Source organism: Streptomyces glaucosporus (assembly GCF_039533345.1).
GTDB lineage: Bacteria > Actinomycetota > Actinomycetes > Streptomycetales > Streptomycetaceae > Streptomyces > Streptomyces glaucosporus.
Genome location: NZ_BAAATJ010000002.1, coordinates 82,442 through 101,574 on the forward strand (window position 1 = coordinate 82,442; position 19,133 = coordinate 101,574).

Annotated in this window: 17 protein-coding genes; 13 read left to right on the forward strand and 4 right to left on the reverse strand. The window is 74.8% G+C overall.

The genetic code is table 11. The features are described from left to right. Positions 1-140: 140 nt before the first annotated feature. Together ABD358_RS02480 and ABD358_RS02485 are read left to right on the forward strand one after the other, a co-directional pair. Positions 141-404, forward strand: a complete 264-nt coding sequence (locus ABD358_RS02480; RefSeq protein ID WP_344629125.1) for a hypothetical protein — start codon at positions 141-143, stop codon at positions 402-404. A gap of 374 nt (positions 405-778) precedes the next feature. After that, the gene (locus tag ABD358_RS02485) at positions 779-1,081 is read left to right on the forward strand and encodes a hypothetical protein (RefSeq protein WP_344629126.1); all 303 of its coding nucleotides are present in this window, start codon (positions 779-781) and stop codon (positions 1,079-1,081) included. Positions 1,082-1,207: 126 nt separating this feature from the next. Here ABD358_RS02485 and ABD358_RS02490 read toward each other — a convergent pair whose 3' ends face one another. Next, positions 1,208-2,974 carry a dolichyl-phosphate-mannose--protein mannosyltransferase gene (locus ABD358_RS02490; RefSeq protein WP_344629127.1) on the reverse strand — a complete coding sequence of 589 codons (1,767 nt, stop codon included), beginning with the start codon at positions 2,972-2,974 and terminating at the stop codon, positions 1,208-1,210. A 106-nt stretch (positions 2,975-3,080) separates the two neighbouring features. Between ABD358_RS02490 and rsmI the strand changes: the two genes are divergently transcribed. From rsmI to ABD358_RS02525, 7 genes are all read left to right on the forward strand, one after another. Further along, the gene (gene rsmI / locus ABD358_RS02495; protein ID WP_344629128.1) at positions 3,081-3,932 is read left to right on the forward strand and encodes a 16S rRNA (cytidine(1402)-2'-O)-methyltransferase; all 852 of its coding nucleotides are present in this window, start codon (positions 3,081-3,083) and stop codon (positions 3,930-3,932) included. A gap of 109 nt (positions 3,933-4,041) precedes the next feature. After that, the gene (locus ABD358_RS02500; protein WP_344629129.1) at positions 4,042-4,335 is read left to right on the forward strand and encodes a hypothetical protein; all 294 of its coding nucleotides are present in this window, start codon (positions 4,042-4,044) and stop codon (positions 4,333-4,335) included. Positions 4,336-4,373: 38 nt separating this feature from the next. Then, complete coding sequence (locus tag ABD358_RS02505) at positions 4,374-5,216, forward strand: TatD family hydrolase (protein ID WP_344629130.1); 843 nt, start codon at positions 4,374-4,376, stop codon at positions 5,214-5,216. A 143-nt stretch (positions 5,217-5,359) separates the two neighbouring features. Beyond that, positions 5,360-7,039: a resuscitation-promoting factor gene (locus ABD358_RS02510; protein ID WP_425576224.1), complete on the forward strand. Its 1,680-nt coding sequence runs from the start codon at positions 5,360-5,362 to the stop codon at positions 7,037-7,039. Further along, positions 7,036-7,926, forward strand: coding sequence for a 16S rRNA (adenine(1518)-N(6)/adenine(1519)-N(6))-dimethyltransferase RsmA (rsmA, locus tag ABD358_RS02515; protein ID WP_344629131.1), 891 nt, complete (start codon positions 7,036-7,038; stop codon positions 7,924-7,926). The genes ABD358_RS02510 and rsmA overlap by 4 nt, the downstream gene beginning before the upstream one ends. Then, positions 7,923-8,921 carry a 4-(cytidine 5'-diphospho)-2-C-methyl-D-erythritol kinase gene (locus tag ABD358_RS02520; RefSeq protein ID WP_344629132.1) on the forward strand — a complete coding sequence of 333 codons (999 nt, stop codon included), beginning with the start codon at positions 7,923-7,925 and terminating at the stop codon, positions 8,919-8,921. Before rsmA ends, ABD358_RS02520 begins: the two co-directional genes overlap by 4 nt. Before the next feature lie 105 nt (positions 8,922-9,026). Next, positions 9,027-10,421: an acyltransferase family protein gene (locus ABD358_RS02525; protein WP_344629133.1), complete on the forward strand. Its 1,395-nt coding sequence runs from the start codon at positions 9,027-9,029 to the stop codon at positions 10,419-10,421. Positions 10,422-10,428: 7 nt separating this feature from the next. On the opposite strand, the gene ABD358_RS02530 is transcribed toward ABD358_RS02525, so the two are convergent. Further along, positions 10,429-10,959, reverse strand: coding sequence for a nucleoside/nucleotide kinase family protein (locus ABD358_RS02530; RefSeq protein ID WP_344629134.1), 531 nt, complete (start codon positions 10,957-10,959; stop codon positions 10,429-10,431). A gap of 337 nt (positions 10,960-11,296) precedes the next feature. Continuing rightward, entirely contained in the window at positions 11,297-12,475 is a 1,179-nt protein-coding gene (locus ABD358_RS02535; protein WP_344629135.1) for a serine hydrolase domain-containing protein, read from the reverse strand. A 536-nt stretch (positions 12,476-13,011) separates the two neighbouring features. On the opposite strand from ABD358_RS02535, the gene ABD358_RS02540 reads away from it, so the two are divergent. The 3 genes from ABD358_RS02540 to ABD358_RS02550 all read left to right on the forward strand — a co-directional run bounded on the left by ABD358_RS02540 (position 13,012) and on the right by ABD358_RS02550 (position 17,449). After that, the gene (locus ABD358_RS02540) at positions 13,012-13,425 is read left to right on the forward strand and encodes an SsgA family sporulation/cell division regulator (RefSeq protein WP_344629136.1); all 414 of its coding nucleotides are present in this window, start codon (positions 13,012-13,014) and stop codon (positions 13,423-13,425) included. 266 nt (positions 13,426-13,691) lie between these two features. Continuing rightward, a complete protein-coding gene (locus ABD358_RS02545; RefSeq protein ID WP_425576225.1) occupies positions 13,692-17,150 on the forward strand; it encodes a S41 family peptidase in 3,459 nt (1,152 codons plus the stop codon). Between the two features lie 107 nt (positions 17,151-17,257). Beyond that, complete coding sequence (locus ABD358_RS02550) at positions 17,258-17,449, forward strand: hypothetical protein (protein WP_344629138.1); 192 nt, start codon at positions 17,258-17,260, stop codon at positions 17,447-17,449. Between the two features lie 78 nt (positions 17,450-17,527). Here the strand turns inward: ABD358_RS02550 and ABD358_RS02555 are convergent, their stop codons facing one another. Next, positions 17,528-17,908, reverse strand: coding sequence for a hypothetical protein (locus ABD358_RS02555; RefSeq protein WP_344629139.1), 381 nt, complete (start codon positions 17,906-17,908; stop codon positions 17,528-17,530). 184 nt (positions 17,909-18,092) lie between these two features. On the opposite strand from ABD358_RS02555, the gene ABD358_RS02560 reads away from it, so the two are divergent. Continuing rightward, entirely contained in the window at positions 18,093-19,082 is a 990-nt protein-coding gene (locus ABD358_RS02560; protein ID WP_344629140.1) for an AraC-like ligand-binding domain-containing protein, read from the forward strand. Positions 19,083-19,133 lie beyond the last annotated feature (51 nt).

A 19,133-nucleotide genomic window follows, 5' to 3' on the forward strand; every position in this document is an offset into this window, starting at 1 on the left:
AGTGACGCGGGCCCATGCCCCATAAGAGGGGCAGGTAATTCCACGGCGCGCCGCAACGTCCGCCACATGCCGGTCGGACTGCTCCTAGCATTACGCGTCGTAAGCACGCGAAGCGACTTCCATATCGGAGGTACACACCCATGAACCTGAAGCGGGCCACCGCAGTATCGCTTTCCACCGTCGTCCTGCTGCTCGGCGGATCCGGCGCCGCCCAGGCCGACGGCGGATCGAAGTTCAACAACGACTCCAAGATCCTGTCCTGCTTCAGCCTGGAGCTCCTGGACATCCCGATCCTGTCGAGCGCCAACAACAACATCGACTGCTCGACGAACATCGAGAAGCACGAGAGCAGGGAAGAGACCAAGCACGGCGACAAGCACGGCGACAAGCACGAGGACGAGTAGGGACCGGAGGCCGAGCGTCAGGGCCGACCGCGCCTCCGAAGGCCGCTCCCGGTGAACCGGGAGCGGCCTTTCCCGTTTCCGCCGCGCGCGAGGACGGCGGCGGAACAACACCCGCTTGGAGCAACAACACCGCGATTCCGCAGGTGATCCGGTGTTCGGCGACGCCGGGAACGGACTTTCCGCAAGACACGCAGGAACCCAGAAGCGAGCAATCGCGGATTCAGTCCGTTAATGTCGCCGACGTGGGGGTCACTCCCGCCCTTCCGGTGGACCGGCCGCATGGCGGCTGTAATCCGGAAACCGATTCTCCGTCCGCTCGGCGGCGGCCGGAGAAAATCGGACCTTTCCTTCTCTCGTCAAGGAGATAAGACCGCATGAAGCTGAAGAAGACTCTCGTCGTTGCGTTCGCCGCCATGGCCCTCGCCGGTGGCAGCACCGCGGCCTACGCCAGCGACGAGGAGGTCCAGTTCCACAACAGCTGCCACGTTCAGGAGATCATCGACATCCCGATCCTCTCCACCGCGAACAACAGCATCGACTGCTCGCGGAGCGAGGAGCACAGCACCAGCATCAAGAAGTCCCACAAGGTCGAGAAGGAGGCCAAGGTCGTCGTCGCTCCCGAGCAGGAGCAGGCGCAGGGCCAGGGCCAGGCCCAGAAGAACCACCAGGACGACTGACGCTCGTACGTCGAAACGTCTGACCCTCCAGATGACGCCGCCCGCCGGGTTCCCCGGCGGGCGGCGTCGGTCGTACGGGGCCTCGTTCCCGGGGAGCGCCCCGGAGGCGCTCCCCGGATCCGGGCCTCAGATCCAGGTGTCCAGCCACATGCGGTCCTGCCAGGCGTCCCTGGGGATCTGGATCCCGGTGTAGAGCGGGTAGAAGTAGACGAAGTTCCAGACGATCAGCAGCACGAGCACGCCCGAGGCGACGACGCCCGCCACCCGGCGCCGCTCCGGGGAGCCGGGCGGGCCGGCGACCGCCCCGATCGTCATCGCCACCGCCAGGCACAGGAACGGCACGAAGACGACCGCGTAGAAGTAGAAGATCGTCCGCTCCTGGTACAGGAACCACGGCAGCCAGCCGGCCGCCACCCCGCACAGGACCGCGCCCGCGCGCCAGTCGCGCCGCAGCCCCCAGCGGTAGAGGCAGTACAGCAGCGCGAAGCAGGCGGCCCACCACAGCAGCGGCGTGCCCAGCGCGAGCACCTCGCGGGCGCAGCCGCCTTCGGCCGTGCAGCCGTCCTCGCCCCGCTCGGCGGACTCGTAGAAGTACGACACCGGGCGGGCGGTCACCAGCCAGCTCCAGGGGTGGGACTGGTAGGTGTGCCCGGAGGTCAGCCCGACGTGGAAGCTGTAGACCTCGGCCTCGTAGTGCCACAGACTGCGCAGCGGCGCGGGCACCCAGGTCATGTCGAACTGCGGCAGCTCGATGCCGTCGGTGAACGGGACGGGCAGCCTCTCCGGCGACAGGCCGCGGCGGCCCTCCGCCCAGGTGCGGAAGTAGCCGTCCCGGCTCGCGAACCAGCCGAACCAGGAGGCGAGGTAGACCAGGCCGGCCACCGGCACCAGGGAGAGGAACGCGGGGGCGGCGTCGCGGCGCAGCATAGACCGGTAGGGGTGCCGCGCCCCGGCGGCGCGGCGGGCCCCGGCGTCCCACAGGACGGTGAGGACGCCGAAGGCCGCCAGGATGTACAGGCCGTTCCACTTGGTGGCGCAGGCCAGCCCCAGGCAGATCCCGGCGGCGAGCCGCCAGGGCCGCGGGCCCAGGCGCAGCCGGTCGCCGACGGACGGGTCGGGCCGTCCGTCCGGCAGGGCCGCGGCGAGCCGGACGCGGGCGCGGTCCCGGTCGGCCAGCAGGCAGCCGAAGGCCGCCAGCACGAAGAACATCAGCACCAGGTCGAGCAGCGCGGTGCGGCTCATGACCAGGTGCAGTCCGTCCACCGCCAGCAGGGCGCCCGCCAGGCAGCCCAGGGCCGTGGAGCGGAACAGGCGGCGGCCGATGCGGCAGAGCATCAGCACCGACAGCGTGCCGAGCACCGCGACCATGAAGCGCCAGCCGAAGGGCGTCAGGCCGAACGCCGCCTCGCCCATGGCGATGACCCACTTCCCGACGGGCGGGTGCACCACGTAGGAGGCGGCGTCGCTGAGCGGGGCGGCGGCGGGGCTGTCCAGGATCGTGTCGTTGGCGCCCTCGGGCCAGGTGCCCTCGTAGCCGAGCTTGTACAGGGACCAGGCGTCCTTGGCGTAGTACGTCTCGTCGAAGATCACCGCGTGCGGCGATCCGAGGTTCCAGAACCGCAGGAGCCCGGCGAGGAGGGCGACGAGGACCGGGCCGCCCCACCCGGCCAGGCGTCCCAGCCGCCGGGCGTCGTCCGAGTCCAGCCCGAACAGGCCCCACACCCGGCTGCCGCCCGCCGGGGGGAAGGGCGGCGCGAGCCGGTCCCGCGCGTCGGCCGGCCGGGGCGCCGCGTATCCGTAGCGCCGCAGCCGCTCCCGCCATGTCGGGGCCCGTTCCCCGACGGGCTCCCCGTGCCGGGCCTGAGTCGCGGTGTCACTGGTCACGCGGGCCATCGTAGGGAACCGCCCGCGGCGGGCACGCCGCATCCCGTGGCCGGTCCCGTTCCCCCGGAGGGCGCGGGTCTCCGGGGAAACGGCCCGGAGCTGGGAGGATGTCGGTGTGAGCGGAACACTGGTGCTGGCAGGAACCCCCATCGGCGACGTCTCCGACGCGCCGCCGCGGCTCGCGGCCGAGCTGGCGGAGGCCGACGTCGTCGCCGCCGAGGACACCCGGCGGCTGCGGCGGCTCGCCCAGGCCCTGGGCGTGCAGGTCTCCGGCCGGGTGGTGTCGTACTTCGAGGGCAACGAGGCCGCCCGCACGCCCGAGCTGGCCGACGCGCTCTCCGGCGGCGCCCGGGTGCTGCTGGTCACGGACGCGGGGATGCCGTCGGTGTCCGATCCCGGCTACCGGCTGGTGGCCGCGGCCGTCGAGCGCGGGATCAGGGTCACGGCCGTGCCGGGGCCGTCCGCGGTGCTGACCGCGCTGGCCCTGTCGGGGCTGCCGGTGGACCGCTTCTGCTTCGAGGGGTTCCTGCCGCGCAAGGCGGGCGAGCGGCTGGCGCGGCTGCGGGAGGCCGCGGAGGAGCGCCGCACCCTCGTGTACTTCGAGGCGCCGCACCGGCTGACCGCCACCCTCGCCGCCATGGCGGAGGCCTTCGGCCCCGGGCGCCGGGCCGCGGTCTGCCGGGAGCTGACCAAGACCTACGAGGAGGTCCGGCGCGGCACGCTGGAGGAGCTGGCCGCCTGGGCCGAGGAGGGCGTGCGGGGGGAGATCACGGTCGTCGTCGAGGGCGCTCCCGCCGCGGCGCCGGGCGCGGTGGACGCCGCCGAGCTGGTGCGCCGGGTCGCCTCGCGCGAGGAGGCCGGGGAGCGCCGCAAGGAGGCCATCGCGGCGGTGGCGCGCGAGGCGGGACTGCCCAAGCGGGAGGTGTTCGACGCGGTGGTCGCCGCGAAGAACTCCCCCGCCGGCTGAGGGGAGACGGCAGGTCCGGGCCCGGTCGGGAAGCCGGGAAACCGGGCCGGGAACCCGTGCATTTCCGGCGGATATGGGGTCCACTGGTAGAAAGCGGAAGGAGGTTCCCATGAGGGACTCCAGGGACCCCCGGGGGACGACCGTCCACGAGGAGTACTCCTTCGCCTGCATGCACTGCGGGTACGGCTGGGAGCAGGGGTACGACATCCGGCACCACGTCGACATCGACGGCCGCCCCTTCGTCACCTACCACGATCCGGCGAGCGGCGGGCGGGTTCCGTCGCCGCTGACGCGCGCGACCTGCCCGAACTGCGAGACGCACGTGGTGCGGATCATGCAGCCGGGGAGGGTGTCCGCGGCGGAGCACGCCCTGCCGCGCGGGCACCGGGCTCCACCCGCCTGACCGGCGGGCGGCCGGACGCGGCGTTCTAGGATCGCCGCATGGAGAAGTCCGCGAAGACCGTGGAGCCCGCGCCGCCGCCGGCGCCGCTGAACGTGCCGGTGGCCGACTCGCACACCCACATCGACATGCAGGACGCCGGGGTCGCCGAGACGATCGCGGCCGCCGCCGAGGTCGGTGTGACGACCCTGATCCAGGTCGGCTGCGACCTGGAGCGGTCGCGCTGGTCCGCGCGGGCCGCCGCCGAGCACGACGCCGTGTGGGCCGCGGTCGCCCTCCACCCCAACGAGGCGCCGCGGCTGGCCCTCGGCGAGGGCGGACCGAAGGCCCTGGACGCCGCCCTGGAGGGCATCGCCGAGCTGGCCGCCCGGCCGGAGGTGCTGGGCGTCGGCGAGACCGGGCTGGACTACTACCGGACCGGGCCGGAGGGCCGGGACGCCCAGCAGTACTCCTTCCGCCGCCACATCGAGCTGGCCAAGCGGCTGGACAAGGCGCTGGTGATCCACGACCGCGAGGCCCACGACGACGTGCTGCGCATCCTGGAGGAGGAGGGCGCGCCCGAGCGGACCGTCTTCCACTGCTTCTCCGGCGACGCGGCGATGGCGAAGGTGTGCGCCGCCAAGGGCTGGTTCATGTCCTTCGCCGGGAACGTCACCTTCAAGAACGCCCGGCCGCTGCGGGACGCCCTGGCCGCCGCGCCGCCCGAGCTGCTGCTGGTGGAGACCGACGCGCCCTTCCTGACGCCGGCGCCGTACCGCGGCCGTCCCAACGCCCCGTACCTGATCCCGTACACGCTGCGCGCCATGGCCGAGGTGAAGGGGATGACCGAGGACGCCCTGGCGGGGCACATAGCGGCCAACACCGCACGCGCCTTCGGCTACTGACGGTCACGACGCTCGCCGGAAACCGCCCCGATCCGGGCACATGGACGGATCGTCGTGAACTCTGAGTAGTCGTACGACTTGGGAGAGCGACGCCCACTCCGCTAGGGTCCCGCCCCGCCACCCGGACCGCTTGGGAGTACGTCGTGAGCCACCCGCAGGGAAGCCAGCAGCACGGTTACGCGTACCCCTCCGCGTACCCTCCCGTGCATCCGCCCCGATCGTGGCCGCGTCACGACCGGGACCCGGAGGACACCTACCGCCCCTCGTACGAGTGGTACGGGGCCTGTGCGTCCCAGGCGCCGTACGCGTCCCACGGCGCGCCCGACCCGCGCGGCGCGTACGGCGCCTGGGACGCGCACGGCGTGTACCGCGTGTGGGAGGCGCCCGGGGCCCCCGTCCCCCACGAGCCGTACAGCGGCGCTCCGCAGGGGCCGCCGCCCGGCGCGCCCGGCCCCTTCGAACCGGCCGCACCGGCCGCACCGGCCGCCACGGCCACCCCGACTGCACCGGCCACACCGGCGGGGCCCGCCGCTCCCCCCGTGCCCGCCGAACCCGCCGGAACCGCCGCCCCCTCCGGGTCCCCCGGACCCGCCGCACCGGCCGGGGAGCACGTGCCCCGCACGCCGCCCGTGCCGCGCCCCGCGCCGTCCCCTCCCCTGATCCCCCGGCAGGCCACCGGAGGCCGGGCCGCGGCGCGGCGGGCGGCGCGCGCCCACCGGGCCGACCGGTGCCCCGAGACCCTGCGCAGGCTGGTGCCCCAGGCGCTCGTCGTGGCCTTCCTCGCGGGCGGCACCTCCGCCTTCGTCGCCAGCGACAAGGCCGTGCGGCTGACGGTGGAGGGCAGGCAGCGCACCCTCCACACCTTCGCGGACGACGTCGCCGAGCTGCTGGCCGACGAGGGCGTGGCCGTCGGCGAGCACGACGCGGTCTCCCCGGCCCCCGGCACACCCATCTCCCACGGGGACCGGGTCACCGTGCGCTTCGGGCGGCCCCTCGCCCTCACCCTGGACGGCCGCCCGCAGCGCGTGTGGACCACCGCCGCCACTGTGGAGGAGGCGCTGCGCCGGCTCGGGGTGCGCCCGGAGGGCGCGTACCTGTCCGTGCCGCGCGACCGGGCGATCGGCCGCGACGGCCTGGCGGTGACGGTGCGCACCGAGCGGAGCGTGACCTTCCTCGCCGACGGGCGCGAGCACACCGTCCGCACCAACGCCGCGACCGTCCGCCGGGCCCTGGCGGAGGCGGGCATCGCGCTGCGCGGCCAGGACACCGCCTCCGTCCCCCTGGACTCCTTCCCCCGCGACGGCCAGACGGTCACGGTGCTGCGCATCACCGACACCGAGCGGGTCCGCGAGGAGCCGATCGCGTTCACCACCGTGCGGCGCGAGGACCCCACCCTGCCCAGGGGCACGGAGGTGGTGGCCCAGACGGGCCGGCCCGGCCTGCGGCGGATCACCCACGAGCTGCGCACCGTCAACGGCGTGCGGCTCAGGCCCCGGCACGTGGAGACCGTGGTGGTGCGCGAGCCGAGGCCGCAGATCGTCCGGGTGGGCACACGGGAGGCGCCGGCGTCGGTGCGCGGCGCCGACCACCTGGACTGGGACGCCCTGGCCCGCTGCGAGTCCGGCGGCCGTCCCGACGCGGTGGACCCCACCGGAACGCACGGCGGCCTGTACCAGTTCGACACCCGCACCTGGCGGAGCCTGGGCGGCAGGGGCCGTCCGCAGGACGCCCCGCCGGCCGAGCAGACCTACCGCGCGAAGAAGCTGTACGTGCAGAAGGGGGCGAGTCCCTGGCCGGTGTGCGGCCGTAAACTGCACCGGTGAGCACCGCCCCCGAGCCCTCCCCCGCCGCGTCCCCCGACCCTCTCCTGGGGCCCGCCGACGTCCGCGAGCTGGCCGCCGCGCTGGGCGTCCGTCCCACCAAGCAGCGCGGCCAGAACTTCGTCATCGACGCCAACACCGTCCGCCGGATCGTGCGGACCGCCCGGGTGCGTCCCGACGACGTGGTGGTGGAGATCGGGCCCGGCCTGGGGTCGCTGACGCTGGGTCTCCTCCAGGAGGCCGCGTGGGTGACGGCGGTGGAGATCGACGACGTGCTGGCGGCGGCGCTGCCCGCGACGGTCTCCGCACGGCTGCCGGAGCGCGCCGACCGCTTCGCGCTGGTCCACCAGGACGCGCTGCGCGTCACCGAGCTGCCGGGTCCGGCGCCCACCGCGCTGGTCGCCAACCTCCCCTACAACGTGGCCGTGCCCGTGCTGCTGCACATGCTGGCCGCCTTCCCGGGCATCGAGCACGGCCTGGTGATGGTCCAGTCGGAGGTCGCCGACCGGCTCGCGGCCGAGCCCGGATCGAAGGTGTACGGGGTGCCGTCGGTGAAGGCCGCCTGGTACGCGGAGGTGAAGCGGGCCGGCGCGATCGGGCGGAACGTCTTCTGGCCCGCCCCCAACGTGGACTCCGGGCTGGTGTCATGGGTACGGCGGGAGCCGCCGCGCACGAGGGCCACCCGGGAGGAGGTCTTCGCGGTGGTGGACGCGGCGTTCGCCCAGCGCCGCAAGACGCTGCGCGCCGCGCTGGCCGGCTGGGCCGGCTCGGCCGCGGCGGCCGAGGCGGCCCTGGAGGCGGCCGGCGTCCCGCCCCGGGCCCGGGGGGAGTCGTTGACGATCGAGGACTTCGCGGCCATCGCGGAGCGGAAGGACACCACCACCTCATGAGCGCCCCCGACACGGACCGCCTCCCCGGTTCCCCCGCCCTCCCCGGCGCGGACGGCCCGACATCGGTCACCGTACGCGTCCCCGCCAAGGTCAACGTGCAGCTCGCGGTGGGCGGGCGGCGGCCGGACGGCTTCCACGGCCTGGCGAACGTCTTCCTCGCCGTGGGCCTGTACGACGAGATCACCGTCACCCCGGCCGGCCCGACCGAGGGCCCCCGCGTCACCTGCTCGGGCCACGACACCCACCACGTGCCCCTGGACCGCTCCAACCTGGCCCTGCGCGCCGTGGACGCCCTCGCGCTCCGGCACGGCATCTCCCCCGACGTCCACGTCCACATCGACAAGGACATCCCCGTCGCGGGCGGCATGGCGGGCGGCAGCGCGGACGCGGCGGGCGCGCTGCTGGCCTGCGACGCGCTCTGGGGCACGAGGACCCCGCGCGAGGAACTGCTGGAGATCTGCGCCGAACTGGGTTCGGACGTGCCGTTCTCCCTGACCGGCGGGGCGGCCCTGGGGCAGGGGCGCGGCGAGGTGCTGACGCCGCTGGAGGTGGGCGGCACCTTCCACTGGGTGTTCGCCGTAGCCGACGGCGGGCTGTCCACCCCGGCCGTCTACCGCGAGTGCGACCGGCTGCGCGAGCGGCGGGGGACGGGCTCGGGCGTCGGCGACGTCCCCGAGCCGGAGGCGTCTCCGGCGCTGCTCGCCGCGCTGCGCGCCGGAGACCCCCGCCTGCTGGCCGCGAACCTGTCCAACGACCTCCAGCCCGCGGCCCTCTCGCTGCTCCCCTCCCTGGACGAGACCCTGGCGGTGGGCAGGGAGGCGGGCGCGCTGGCGGCCCTGGTCTCCGGCTCCGGCCCGACCTGCGCCTTCCTCGCCGAGGACGCCGTGTCGGCGTCGGACATCGCCGTGGCCCTGCGCGACGCGGACGTCTGCCGCGCCGCCCGTACGGCGACGAGCCCGGCCCCGGGCGCGACGGTGGTCCGGGCGAAGCTCTGACCGGTCTTCCGGACGGGGCCTGAGTATCCCGACTCAGGCCCCGTACACGTGCTTTGAGTACGAACGCCGTGCCGGGCGGACGGCCCCGCACGCCAGGCTCCTCCCATGGAGACCAGGGGAGTCACGAGGACCGGGAACGCCGTCGGCGTCCGCGCGCTCGCCGCGGCGACGCCCGCCACGCGCGACCGTTTCGTCGATCTGCTGCGCGTCGCCTCGCTCGGCACGGTGGTGCTCGGCCACTGGCTGATGGCCGCCGTCGCGGCCGGGCCGGACGGCGGCGTGGAGGTGGACAACCTGCTCGCCGTCGTGCCCGCCCTGCAGCCCGCCACCTGGCTGCTGCAGATCATGCCGGTGTTCTTCTTCGTCGGCGGCTTCTCGCACGCGCTGTCCTACCGTTCGCTGCGCCGCCGCACACCGGCCGGCGCGCCGCTCTACCCGGTGTTCCTGCGTGCCCGGCTCCAGCGGCTGCTCCGTCCGACCATGGTCTTCGTCGCGGTGTGGGGCGTGTTCGCACTGGCCTCGCAGCTCGCCGGCGTCGGCGGGCCGCTGGCGGACACGGCGGCCCGGCTGGCGGCCCAGCCGCTGTGGTTCGTCGGGGTCTACCTGGCGATGGCGGCCCTCACCCCGCCGCTGCTGCGCCTCCACGAGCGGTACGGCTGGGGGGTGTTCGCCGCGCTCGCCTGGTCCGCCGCGATGGTGGACCTGCTGCGGTTCGCCGCCGGTGTGCCCTACGTGGCGTTCCTCAACTTCGCCTTCGTCTGGCTGGCCGTCCACCAGCTGGGCTTCCTCCGCGCCGACGGCCGCCTCCGGGCGGGACCGGGCGTCCCCGCGGCCCTGGCCGCGGCCGGGCTGGCGTCGGCCGCGGCACTGGTGGCGCTGGGCCCGTACCCGCTGTCGATGGTGGGGATGCCGGGTGAGCCGGTCAGCAACATGGCCCCGCCCACCCTGGCCCTGCTCTGCCACGGTGTGTGGCTGGTCGGCGCTGTCGAGCTGCTGCGCGGCCCCGCGGCGCGGCTGCTGGAGCGGCCCCGGGTGTGGCGCGCGGTGGTCGCCGCGAACGGGGTGGCGATGACGGCGTTCCTGTGGCACCTGACCGCGATGCTCGGCGTGTACGGGCTGCTGCTCGCCCTGGACGTCCCCCTTGCCGCTCCGGCGGGCGCGGCGTGGTGGCTCCAGGCTCCCGTCCGCATCGGCGCCGCGGCCGTCCTCACCGCGCTGCTGGTGGCCGTCTTCCGCCGCTTCGAGCGTCCGGCCCCCGCGCCGGAACCCTCGTCGGAGTCCGCCCCGGCCGCCGCGTCCCGCGCCGCCGGTCCGGTCGCCGCGTTCGGCGCCGTGCTGTGCCTGCTGGGGGTGCTGGGGCTGTCGTCGGTCGGCTTCGGCGGCCTGCTGGAGGGCCGCAGCGCGCTGCTGGTGGCCGTCCACGTCACCGCTCCGGCGGCGGTGGCCATGGCGGCGGCGGGCTGGCTGGCGGTGGAGCGGGCGGGCCGCCGGGCGGGGTGAGGCGGGTTCACCAGCCGGCGGCGGCGAGCACCTCGCGGGCGATGTCGGTGACGGACCGCCCGTCGGTGGGCACGCGCACCGTGTCCGGCGGGGCCTGCTCCTCCAGCCGCCGCGCCATGAGCGCGCCGCGCCGGATGTGCGCGTCGAGCTGCGAGCCGGTCTCGCGGACGGCGAGCCGGGCGCGGGCCGTCGCGTCGCCGGCGGTGAGCAGGATCCGTACGAGCCGCGTCGGGACGCCCATGGTCCGCTCGAACATCCCGCCCTCCAGGATGCTCACGGTGTTGGTGTAGATCAGCCTGCGGTGGCCGAGCGCCGCGTAGTTGGCCCACAGCGCCGCGAGGTTCCGCTCGGTGATCGCCGAGCGGTGCGGGTCGCCGGGCGGGGCGGGGTGGACCTGGTCCAGCGTGTCGCCCTCGATCAGGCAGTGGGCCGTGCCGGCGTCCCGCAGCAGCGCGGAGACCTCCCAGCCCACGGTGGACTTGCCGACGCCGGAGCGTCCCGCGATGAGCAGCGCCTCGCATCCCCTGTGTTCCGTCATGGCCGGGAGCCTGGCAGACCGGCGGAGCCGGGGCACGGGATTTCCCGCCGTCGGCAGCGGGAGGGCCCCGCCGGGCGCGGGTGCGTCCGGCGGGGCCGTACCACCACCGAGGTCGCCGGGGATGCGGTTCGGCGGACCTGGGTCAGCGGGAGTTCACGTCGCTGCGGAGGAAGGCTGCGGAGGAAATATGCCCGGTCCGTGTGGGAGGCCTGCCGGATCGTGGGGACGATGCGGCGTCCGCTCTGCCCGGCGGCACGGAGGCGAACCCTTCGATTTCCGGTGCGGCCGGATTCCCGCATACCGGGAGCCGGTGCGGGGCCGGCCCCGGCCCGGGCGGTCAGCCCTCCGCCGCCGCCCGGCGCAGGGCGCGGACGAGGGCCTGGGCCCGGGGATCGGATGTGACCGACTTCTGGAGGGAGTTGGTGACGTAGGCGAAGGCCAGGCCCGTCTCCGGGTCGGCGAAGGCCAGCGAGCCGCCGCGGCCGGGGTGGCCGAAGGATCCCGGGCCGAGCATCGGGCAGGACGGGCCGTGGAGCATGTAGCCCAGCCCGAAGCGGGTGCCCACGACCAGGACGCGGTCCGGCCCGTTCGACTCCTCGGTGCGGGCCTGGGTGAGGGTGGCGGGGGCGTACAGGCGGCGGGCGCCGTCGCCGAGATCGCCCAGCAGGGCCGCGTAGAAGCGGGCCAGGGAGCGGGCGGTGGCCACGCCCCCGGAACCGGCCAGTCCGGCGGCCAGGTAGGCGGGGGCGTTCTCGTCGGGCGGCGGGGCGATGGCGCCGAAGGCGCGGCGGGTGAGGGAGCCCGGATCGCCCCACGCCTCGGCGACCTCGCGCTTGGGACGGACCCGCAGACCGCGCGAGAGCGGCACGGACGGCGCCTGGACGTCGGCGATCCGGCCCACCCGGTGGGCCTGCTCCGCGGGCAGCCCGAGCCAGATGTCGAGACCGTACGGACCGGCGACCTCGTCGGCGAACCAGCGGCCCAGGGTCCGTCCGGTGACCCGCAGCACCAGCTCGCCCAGCAGCCATCCGTAGGTCTGCGCGTGGTAGCCGTGTGCGGTGCCCGGCTCCCAGGCGGGCGCCTGGGCGGCGATCGCGCGCGGGCCGGAGACGCCGTCGAGGGCCTGCCCGGGGGTGAGGGGCGTGTCGAGCACCGGCAGGCCCGCACGGTGGGTGAGCAGGTGGCGCACCGGTATGCGCTCCTTGCCGGCCGCCTTGAACTCCGGCCAGTACGTGCCCACGGGGGCGTCCAGGTCCAGCCGCCCGCGCTGGTGCAGCAGGTGGAGGACGGCGGCGGCCGGCCCCTTGGTCACGGACCGCACGACCTGGGCGGTGTCCTCTCTCCAGGGCTCGTCCCCGTGGGGGTCGGCCAGCCCGCCCCACAGGTCGACGACCTTGTGCCCGTCCCGGTAGACGGCCACGGCCGCGCCGCGGTCGCCGCGCTCGGTGAGGTTGGCGCGGAAGGCGTCACGGACCGGCTCCCAGCCGTCCGCCACCGTGCCCTGGACGTCCGCCACTGTGGTTGTGCTCCTGCCGGTCGTTGGTCGATGCGTGCACCGTCCATGGTGCTACGCGCGTGGCGGCGCCACGGACCTGGGGTCGGGTCCGGGGGACGGTTCCGGGCGGCGGGCGCGCGCCGGTTCCGCGCCGCCCGGCGGTTCCCGGTGGGACCGCCCGCGGCGGGGTACCGGAAATCCGCCGGGAACGCGTACGGCGGGTTCCCCTCCACGGGCTCCGGACCCCCTCGGGTTCCACGGCGGCACGGGGCCGGCCCGCGGTCTCCGGCGGTGCGGGGCCGCCGCGCCTTCCGCGCGGGAACGTCCGCGCCGCGGTCACCGTGGGCGACCCGTTGGGCACCGAAAAGCAATGTCCGACCTGGTTCCCGAAGGTATGAAGGTATTAGTCCTTTCTGGGGCACTAGAGGGTTATGCCCGACCCTCACAGAACTGTTGCAGAGCTCACAGAAATTACTCGCGGTATTCCGTCATGAAAACGCCCTGACGGGGTCGAAGGAGAAAAGGCCCCCTCGAACGCCCGAGCAAGGAGCAGCGTCATGCCCGCCGTCATCGACCACACCGTCCAGGCCCGCCTGGTCACCGTTCCCTCGGCGACCCGGGACGTCACCGTCGCCCTGCGCTACGACCGGCACGACCCCTTCGCCGTGCAGATCGTCTTCCCTCCCGACGTCTCCCTCGACGGGCACGAGGTCGCCTGGGTCTTCTCCCGCGAGCTGCTGGAGGAGGGGCTGCGCGTCTCGGTGGGCCAGGGCGATGTCCGCGTCCGGCCCAACGGCGGGACGCGGACCGTCGTCGAGCTCCGCGCTCCGGAGGGGGTGGCTGTGATCGAGTTCGACACCACCGCCCTGCGGGGTTTCCTGCGCGGCACGTACAAGCTGGTGCGCAACGGCGCCGAGCACCTGGAACTGGACCTGGACCGGGCCCTGAGCGCCCTGCTCAAGGGCGTGTGAGCACCCCGGCCCGGTCCCGTCCGCCGACGGGTCCCGGAAAACTCGGGCGCGTCGGAGGCGACTCGGCTCCGGGAGGCGTTTCCCGGCCTCCGAGGGCGCCCGCGACGAGGCGCCCCGCGACTTCCCGTCCACGTCCGTGAGACCGCGGGCGGCGCGCCCGCGCACCGGTCCGCGCCCGGCGGCCGGGCGCACGAGACGAGCAGGGCCTCGGCACCGCACGGCCCGGTGACCGGCAGGAGTTGCCGCGGGCCGGCCGGCTGGCGACCATGGGAGAGGTGACCGCCTCGACCCGCCCCCCGGACCCGTCCGCACCGCTTTCCCCGGGCGCCGCCGGCGCCTATCTCAGGTTCCCCCACATCCACGGCGAACTGGTGTGCTTCGCCGCCGAGGACGACCTGTGGATCGCCCCCGTCGCCACCGGGGACGCCGATCCTCCGCGCGCCTGGCGGCTGACCGTGGACCGCACCCGGATCGGGCACCCCCGCTTCTCCCCCGACGGCCGGCACATCGCGTACACGAACTGGCGCAGCCTGGACCCCGAGGTCCACCTCGTCCCGGCGGAGGGCGGCCCGGCGCGGCGGCTGACGTACTGGGGAGCGGTCGACACCCGGGTCTGCGGCTGGACCCCCGACGGGGAGATCCTCGCCGTGGCCTCGCACGGCCAGCCGCTGTCGTACCTCACCTGGGCCTACCGGCTGCCCACCGACGGCAGCCCCGGGGAGCGGCTGCCGTGGGGTCCGGTGGCGCACATCGACACCGCCGACCTGGACGGCGAGCGGCGCACGCTGCTGCTGACGGGCAAGCCGTTCCACGAGCCCGCCGACTGGAAGCGCTACCGCGGCGGCGCGATGGGACGGCTGTGGCTGGACTCCGAGCGCCTGGTGCCCGAACTGTACGGGCACCTGGACTGCCCGATGTTCGTCGCCGGGCGCATCGCCTTCCTCTCCGACCACGAGGGCGTCGGCAACCTCTACTCCTGCCTGCCCGACGGCAGCGACCTGCGCCGCCACACCGACCACGCCGACTTCTACGCCCGCCACGCCTCCACCGACGGCGAACGCGTGGTGTACCAGTGCGCGGGCGAACTGTGGCTGGTGGACGACTTCTCCCCGCACGCGCGGCCGCGCCGCCTGTCCGTACGGCTGGGCGGGCCGCGCGCCGGGCGGCGCTCCTACCAGGTGTCGGCCGCCGGCCACGTCAACTCCCTGGCCGTGGACACCACCGGGCGGGCCAGCGCGGTGGGGGTGCGCGGCAGCCTGTACTGGCTCACGCACCGCGACGGTCCGGCGCGGGTCATCGCCGACACCCCGGGGGTGCGGGTCCGGCTGCCGGAGATGCTCGGCGCCACCGGGCAGATCGCCTACGTCACCGACGCCGAGGGCGAGGACGCCGTGGAGATCGCCCATCTGCCGCGGGTCAGCGGCGGCCGCGATCCGCGGCGGCTGGCCGCGGGCAGGCTGGGGCGGGTGCACGAGCTGGTCTCCTCGCCGGACGGCGAGACGCTCGCCGTCGCCTCCCACGACGGGCGGCTGCTGCTGGTCCGCACCGGCGCCGGCGAGGCAGAGGGCGGCGGGACCGCCGTGGCCGGAGGGGCTGGAGGGACTGAAGGGACAGGAGAGGCCGAAGGGGCAGCCGGAGCGACCGGGGCTGCCGGGGCAGCCGGGGAGGAGGTCGCCGAGGAGGAGGGCGAGGTCGTCGAGCTGGTCCGGTCCGTCAACGGACCGGTGCGCGATCTGGCCTTCTCCCCCGACTCCCAGTGGCTGGCCTGGGCCCACCCCGGCACCGACGGCGCGCTCACCCGCATCAGGATCGCCCGCCTGGGCGACCGGACGATCCTGGACGTCACCGAGGGCCGCTTCGAGGACGAGGAGCCCGTCTTCACCCGCGACGGCCGCTACCTGGCCTTCCTGTCCTGGCGCGGCTTCGACCCGGTCTACGACGTCCACACCGGGGACCTGTCGTTCCCGCTGGGCTGCCGCCCGTACCTGGTGCCGCTGTCCTCGGCCACGCCCTCGCCGTTCGCGCTCTCCCCCGAGGGCCGGCCGGCGGCCGGCGGGCTGGACCCGGACGCCCTGGGCGAGTCGGCCGGCGAGGAGGGCACCGTGCTGGTGGAGGCCGAGGGGCTGGCCAGCCGGGTCACGCCGTTCCCCGTGCCGGCCTCGAAGTACTCCTCCCTCCGGCCGGTCGGCGGCGGCGGGCTGGTCTGGCTGCGCTGGCCGATCTCCGGGGCCCTCGGCGAGACCTTCGCCAACCCGGCCGACACCTCCGGCCGTCCCACGCTGGAGCACTTCGACCTGGTCAAGGCCAAGCGGACCGAACTGACCAGCAGCATCGACTGGTTCGCGGTCAGCGTCGACGGCACCCGGCTGGTCGTCAACGACGAGGGGGAGCTGCGGGCGGTCCCGGCCGCCGAGACCGCCGACGGGGACTCCACCACCTATCTCGACCTGCGCCGCATCCTCCACGACGTGGACCCCTGCGCGGAGTGGCGGCAGGCGTTCGACGAGGCGGGCCGGATCATGCGGTCGTACTTCTGGGACCCGGGCATGTCCGGCGTCGACTGGGACGCGATCCTCGACCAGTACCGCCCGATGGTCGAACGGGTCGCCTCCCCCGACGAGTTCGCCGACCTGCTCCGGGAGACGGTGGGCGAACTCGGCACCTCCCACGCGTATGTGACGCCCGCCCGGCGCAACGAGGGCCCAGCCCACTACCAGCGGCCCATCGGGCTGCTGGGCGCCGACTTCGCCCGCACCGGGGACGGACGCTGGCGGGTGGAGCGCATCCTGCCCGGCGAGTCCTCCGACTCCCGGGCCCGTTCGCCGCTCGCGGGCTCCGGCATCCGCGAGGGCGCGGTGCTCACCCACGTCGACGGGCGGCCCGTGGACCCGGTCGCGGGACCGTACCCGCTGCTGGCCGCCGCGGGCGGCACCACCGTCGAGCTGACCTTCCTGGGCGGCCCGGACGCCGAGGGGGAGGACGTCCCGCCGCAGCGTCCCCGCCGCGTCGCCGTCGTACCGCTGATCGACGAGCGCCCGCTGCGCTACCAGGACTGGGTGAGCCGGCGCCGGGCGGTGGTGCGGGAGCTGAGCGGCGGCAAGTGCGGCTACCTGCACATCCCCGACATGGGCGGCTCCGGCTGGGCGCAGTTCAACCGCGACCTGCGGGTGGAGGTCTCCCGGCCCGCGCTGATCGTGGACGTGCGCGGCAACGCGGGGGGCCACATCAGCGATCTGGTGGTCGAGGCGCTGACCCGCACCGTCCTCGGCTGGGACCTGGTGCGCGACGCCCAGCCGGTCAGCTACGCCTCCAACGCGCCGCGCGGTCCCATCGTGGCGCTGGCCGACGAGGCCACCGCCTCCGACGGCGACATGATCACCGCCGCGTTCCGGCTGCTGGGCATCGGCCCGGTGGTGGGCACCCGCACCTGGGGCGGGGTGGTCGGGATGACCGGACGGCACCGGCTCGGCGACGGCACGGTCATCACGGTGCCGATGAACGCGGCGTGGTTCGGCGAGTACAAGTGGTCGGTGGAGAACCACGGCGTGGAGCCCGACATCGAGGTCCTGCGGACGCCGACCGACTGGGCCGAGAACCGCTACCCGATGCTGGAGACGGCCGTGCGCACCGCCCTGGACCTGCTGGAGCGGCATCCGGCCGCCACACCGCCCGGCTACGACGAGGTGCCGGACCGCAGCCGCCCGCCGCTGCCGCCCCGGCCGTGACCGTCCGCCCGCCGGGCAGGCCGGGCGGTAAGTCCGATGTGCGCCGTTCGCCGGGTCGTGTCACCCTGAAGGGGACGGATCACCTGGACACCTTCCGGGAGTTACGCATGGGCACACGGGACAAGCACGGGGACGAGTTCCCCGAGGAGCGCCGCACCGCGCGTCAGCACGGCGGGAACGAGCCGGGCGGCGACCGCTCCCAGCGGCGCGGCCGCGACCGCGAGCAGGACGACTGGAAGATCCACCCGCGCGAGGACAGCCCCCCGGAGTGGGACGACGAGGACAGGCCGGACGCCTAGCGTCCCGTCCGGCACCGCCTCCGCGGACGGGCCCCGGGAAGGAACCCTTCCCGGGGCCCGTCCCACGGGCGCCGGAGATCAGTAGGCGATCGTCCCGCTGACGTTGCGGTCGAACTTCAGGTAGAACCTGCTGCCGTCGTAGACATCGGTGGCCGCCAGCCCCCACTCGCCCGCCCTGATCGTCCGCAGCTTGTTGCAGGAGTGGTCCTTCCAGCAGGTCTGCACCTGTACCGTGACGTTCGGCCTGATGTTGATGTCCGCGCAGTTGCTCGTGGTGTACGCCCAGTTCGGGTAGGCGGGCCACACCTTGTTCGTCGTGGTGAAGCTCTTGCCGCTGCCGTAGCAGGACTGGACCGTGACGGGCGCCTCGGCGGCGGACGCGCCGGTCGCGGCGGTCGTCCCTCCGAGCACCAGGGCGGTGGCCGTGAGGACCCTGACGGCACGTGAGCGGATACGCATGTTCTGCCTCCTCGGTCGTGGACGGAGCCGCCTCCCGGCGGACTGCGGCGACCATGCTGCCGTTCCTCCCCCGCCGTGTCGTTGGCCGCCGGCGCACTGTTGTTGGCGCACGGCGCACTGTCGTTCCGGCCGGTTGGTACGGAAGGCTTGCCGGGCGAGCATCACCGTGAACCGGGGGGTTCCTGTGGAGACCGTCTTCGACACTGCCGCGCTGCCCGTCCGTGACCGGGTCGGGGCGTGGGTGGAGGTCACGGCCCTGGCGCTGGTGACCACGGAGTTCAAAGTCACGCACCCGTCGGCGTTCGGGGCCCGGCTGCGGGCCACGACGCTGGGGGCCGTCCAGGTGACCCGGATGTCCTACGGGCCGCTGGTGTCCCGCCGCACGCCCGCGCTGATCCGGCGGTCGGATCCCGAGCACTACCAGGTGGCCCTGGTCCGCAGCGGGCGCCAGGGCATCGAACAGGCCCGCAACCGCGCCCGTCTCGGCCCCGGCGACATCGTCCTCTACGACAGCTCGCGTCCCTTCGACGCCCCCGTCGAAGCCGGCCGGGGCATGTCCGAGTCGGTGCTGCTCCAGTTCCCCAAGCGGCTGCTGCCGCTGCCGGAGTCGAAGGCCGCCCGGCTGCTGGCGGTACCGCTGCCGGGGACGCGGGGCGTCGGCCGCGTCCTGACCCGGTTCGTGGACACCCTGACCGACGAGTCCGCCGGGTGCACCGCCCACGACCGGGCCCGGCTCGGGCACACCGCGCTCGACCTGGTCACCGCCGTGCTGGCCCACCACCTCGACGACACGGCGGCCGTGCCGTCGCGGTCGCCCCGGCACGCGCTGTTCCTGCGCATGACCGCCTTCATCGACCAGAACCTGCACGATCCCGGACTGGGCCCCGCCGCGGTCGCGACGGCCCACCAGATCTCGCTGCGCTACGTGCACCGGATCTTCCAGGAGCACGGCACCTCGGTGGGCGCCCACATCAGACAGCGGCGCCTGGACCGGTGCCGGCGGGACCTGGCCGACCCCGCCCTGCGCCACCTCACCGTCCACGCCATCGCCGCCCGGTGGGGGTTCACCCGGCCCGCCGACTTCAGCCGTGTCTTCCGCGCGGCGACGGGGATGCCGCCCGGCCGCTACCGCGAGTCCGCGTGCCCGGCCGCCGTCGCCGCGCCGGTGTCCTGACGCGCCGGCGTCCCGACGCGACGGGGCGGCCGGGCCTGCGGACCCGGCCGC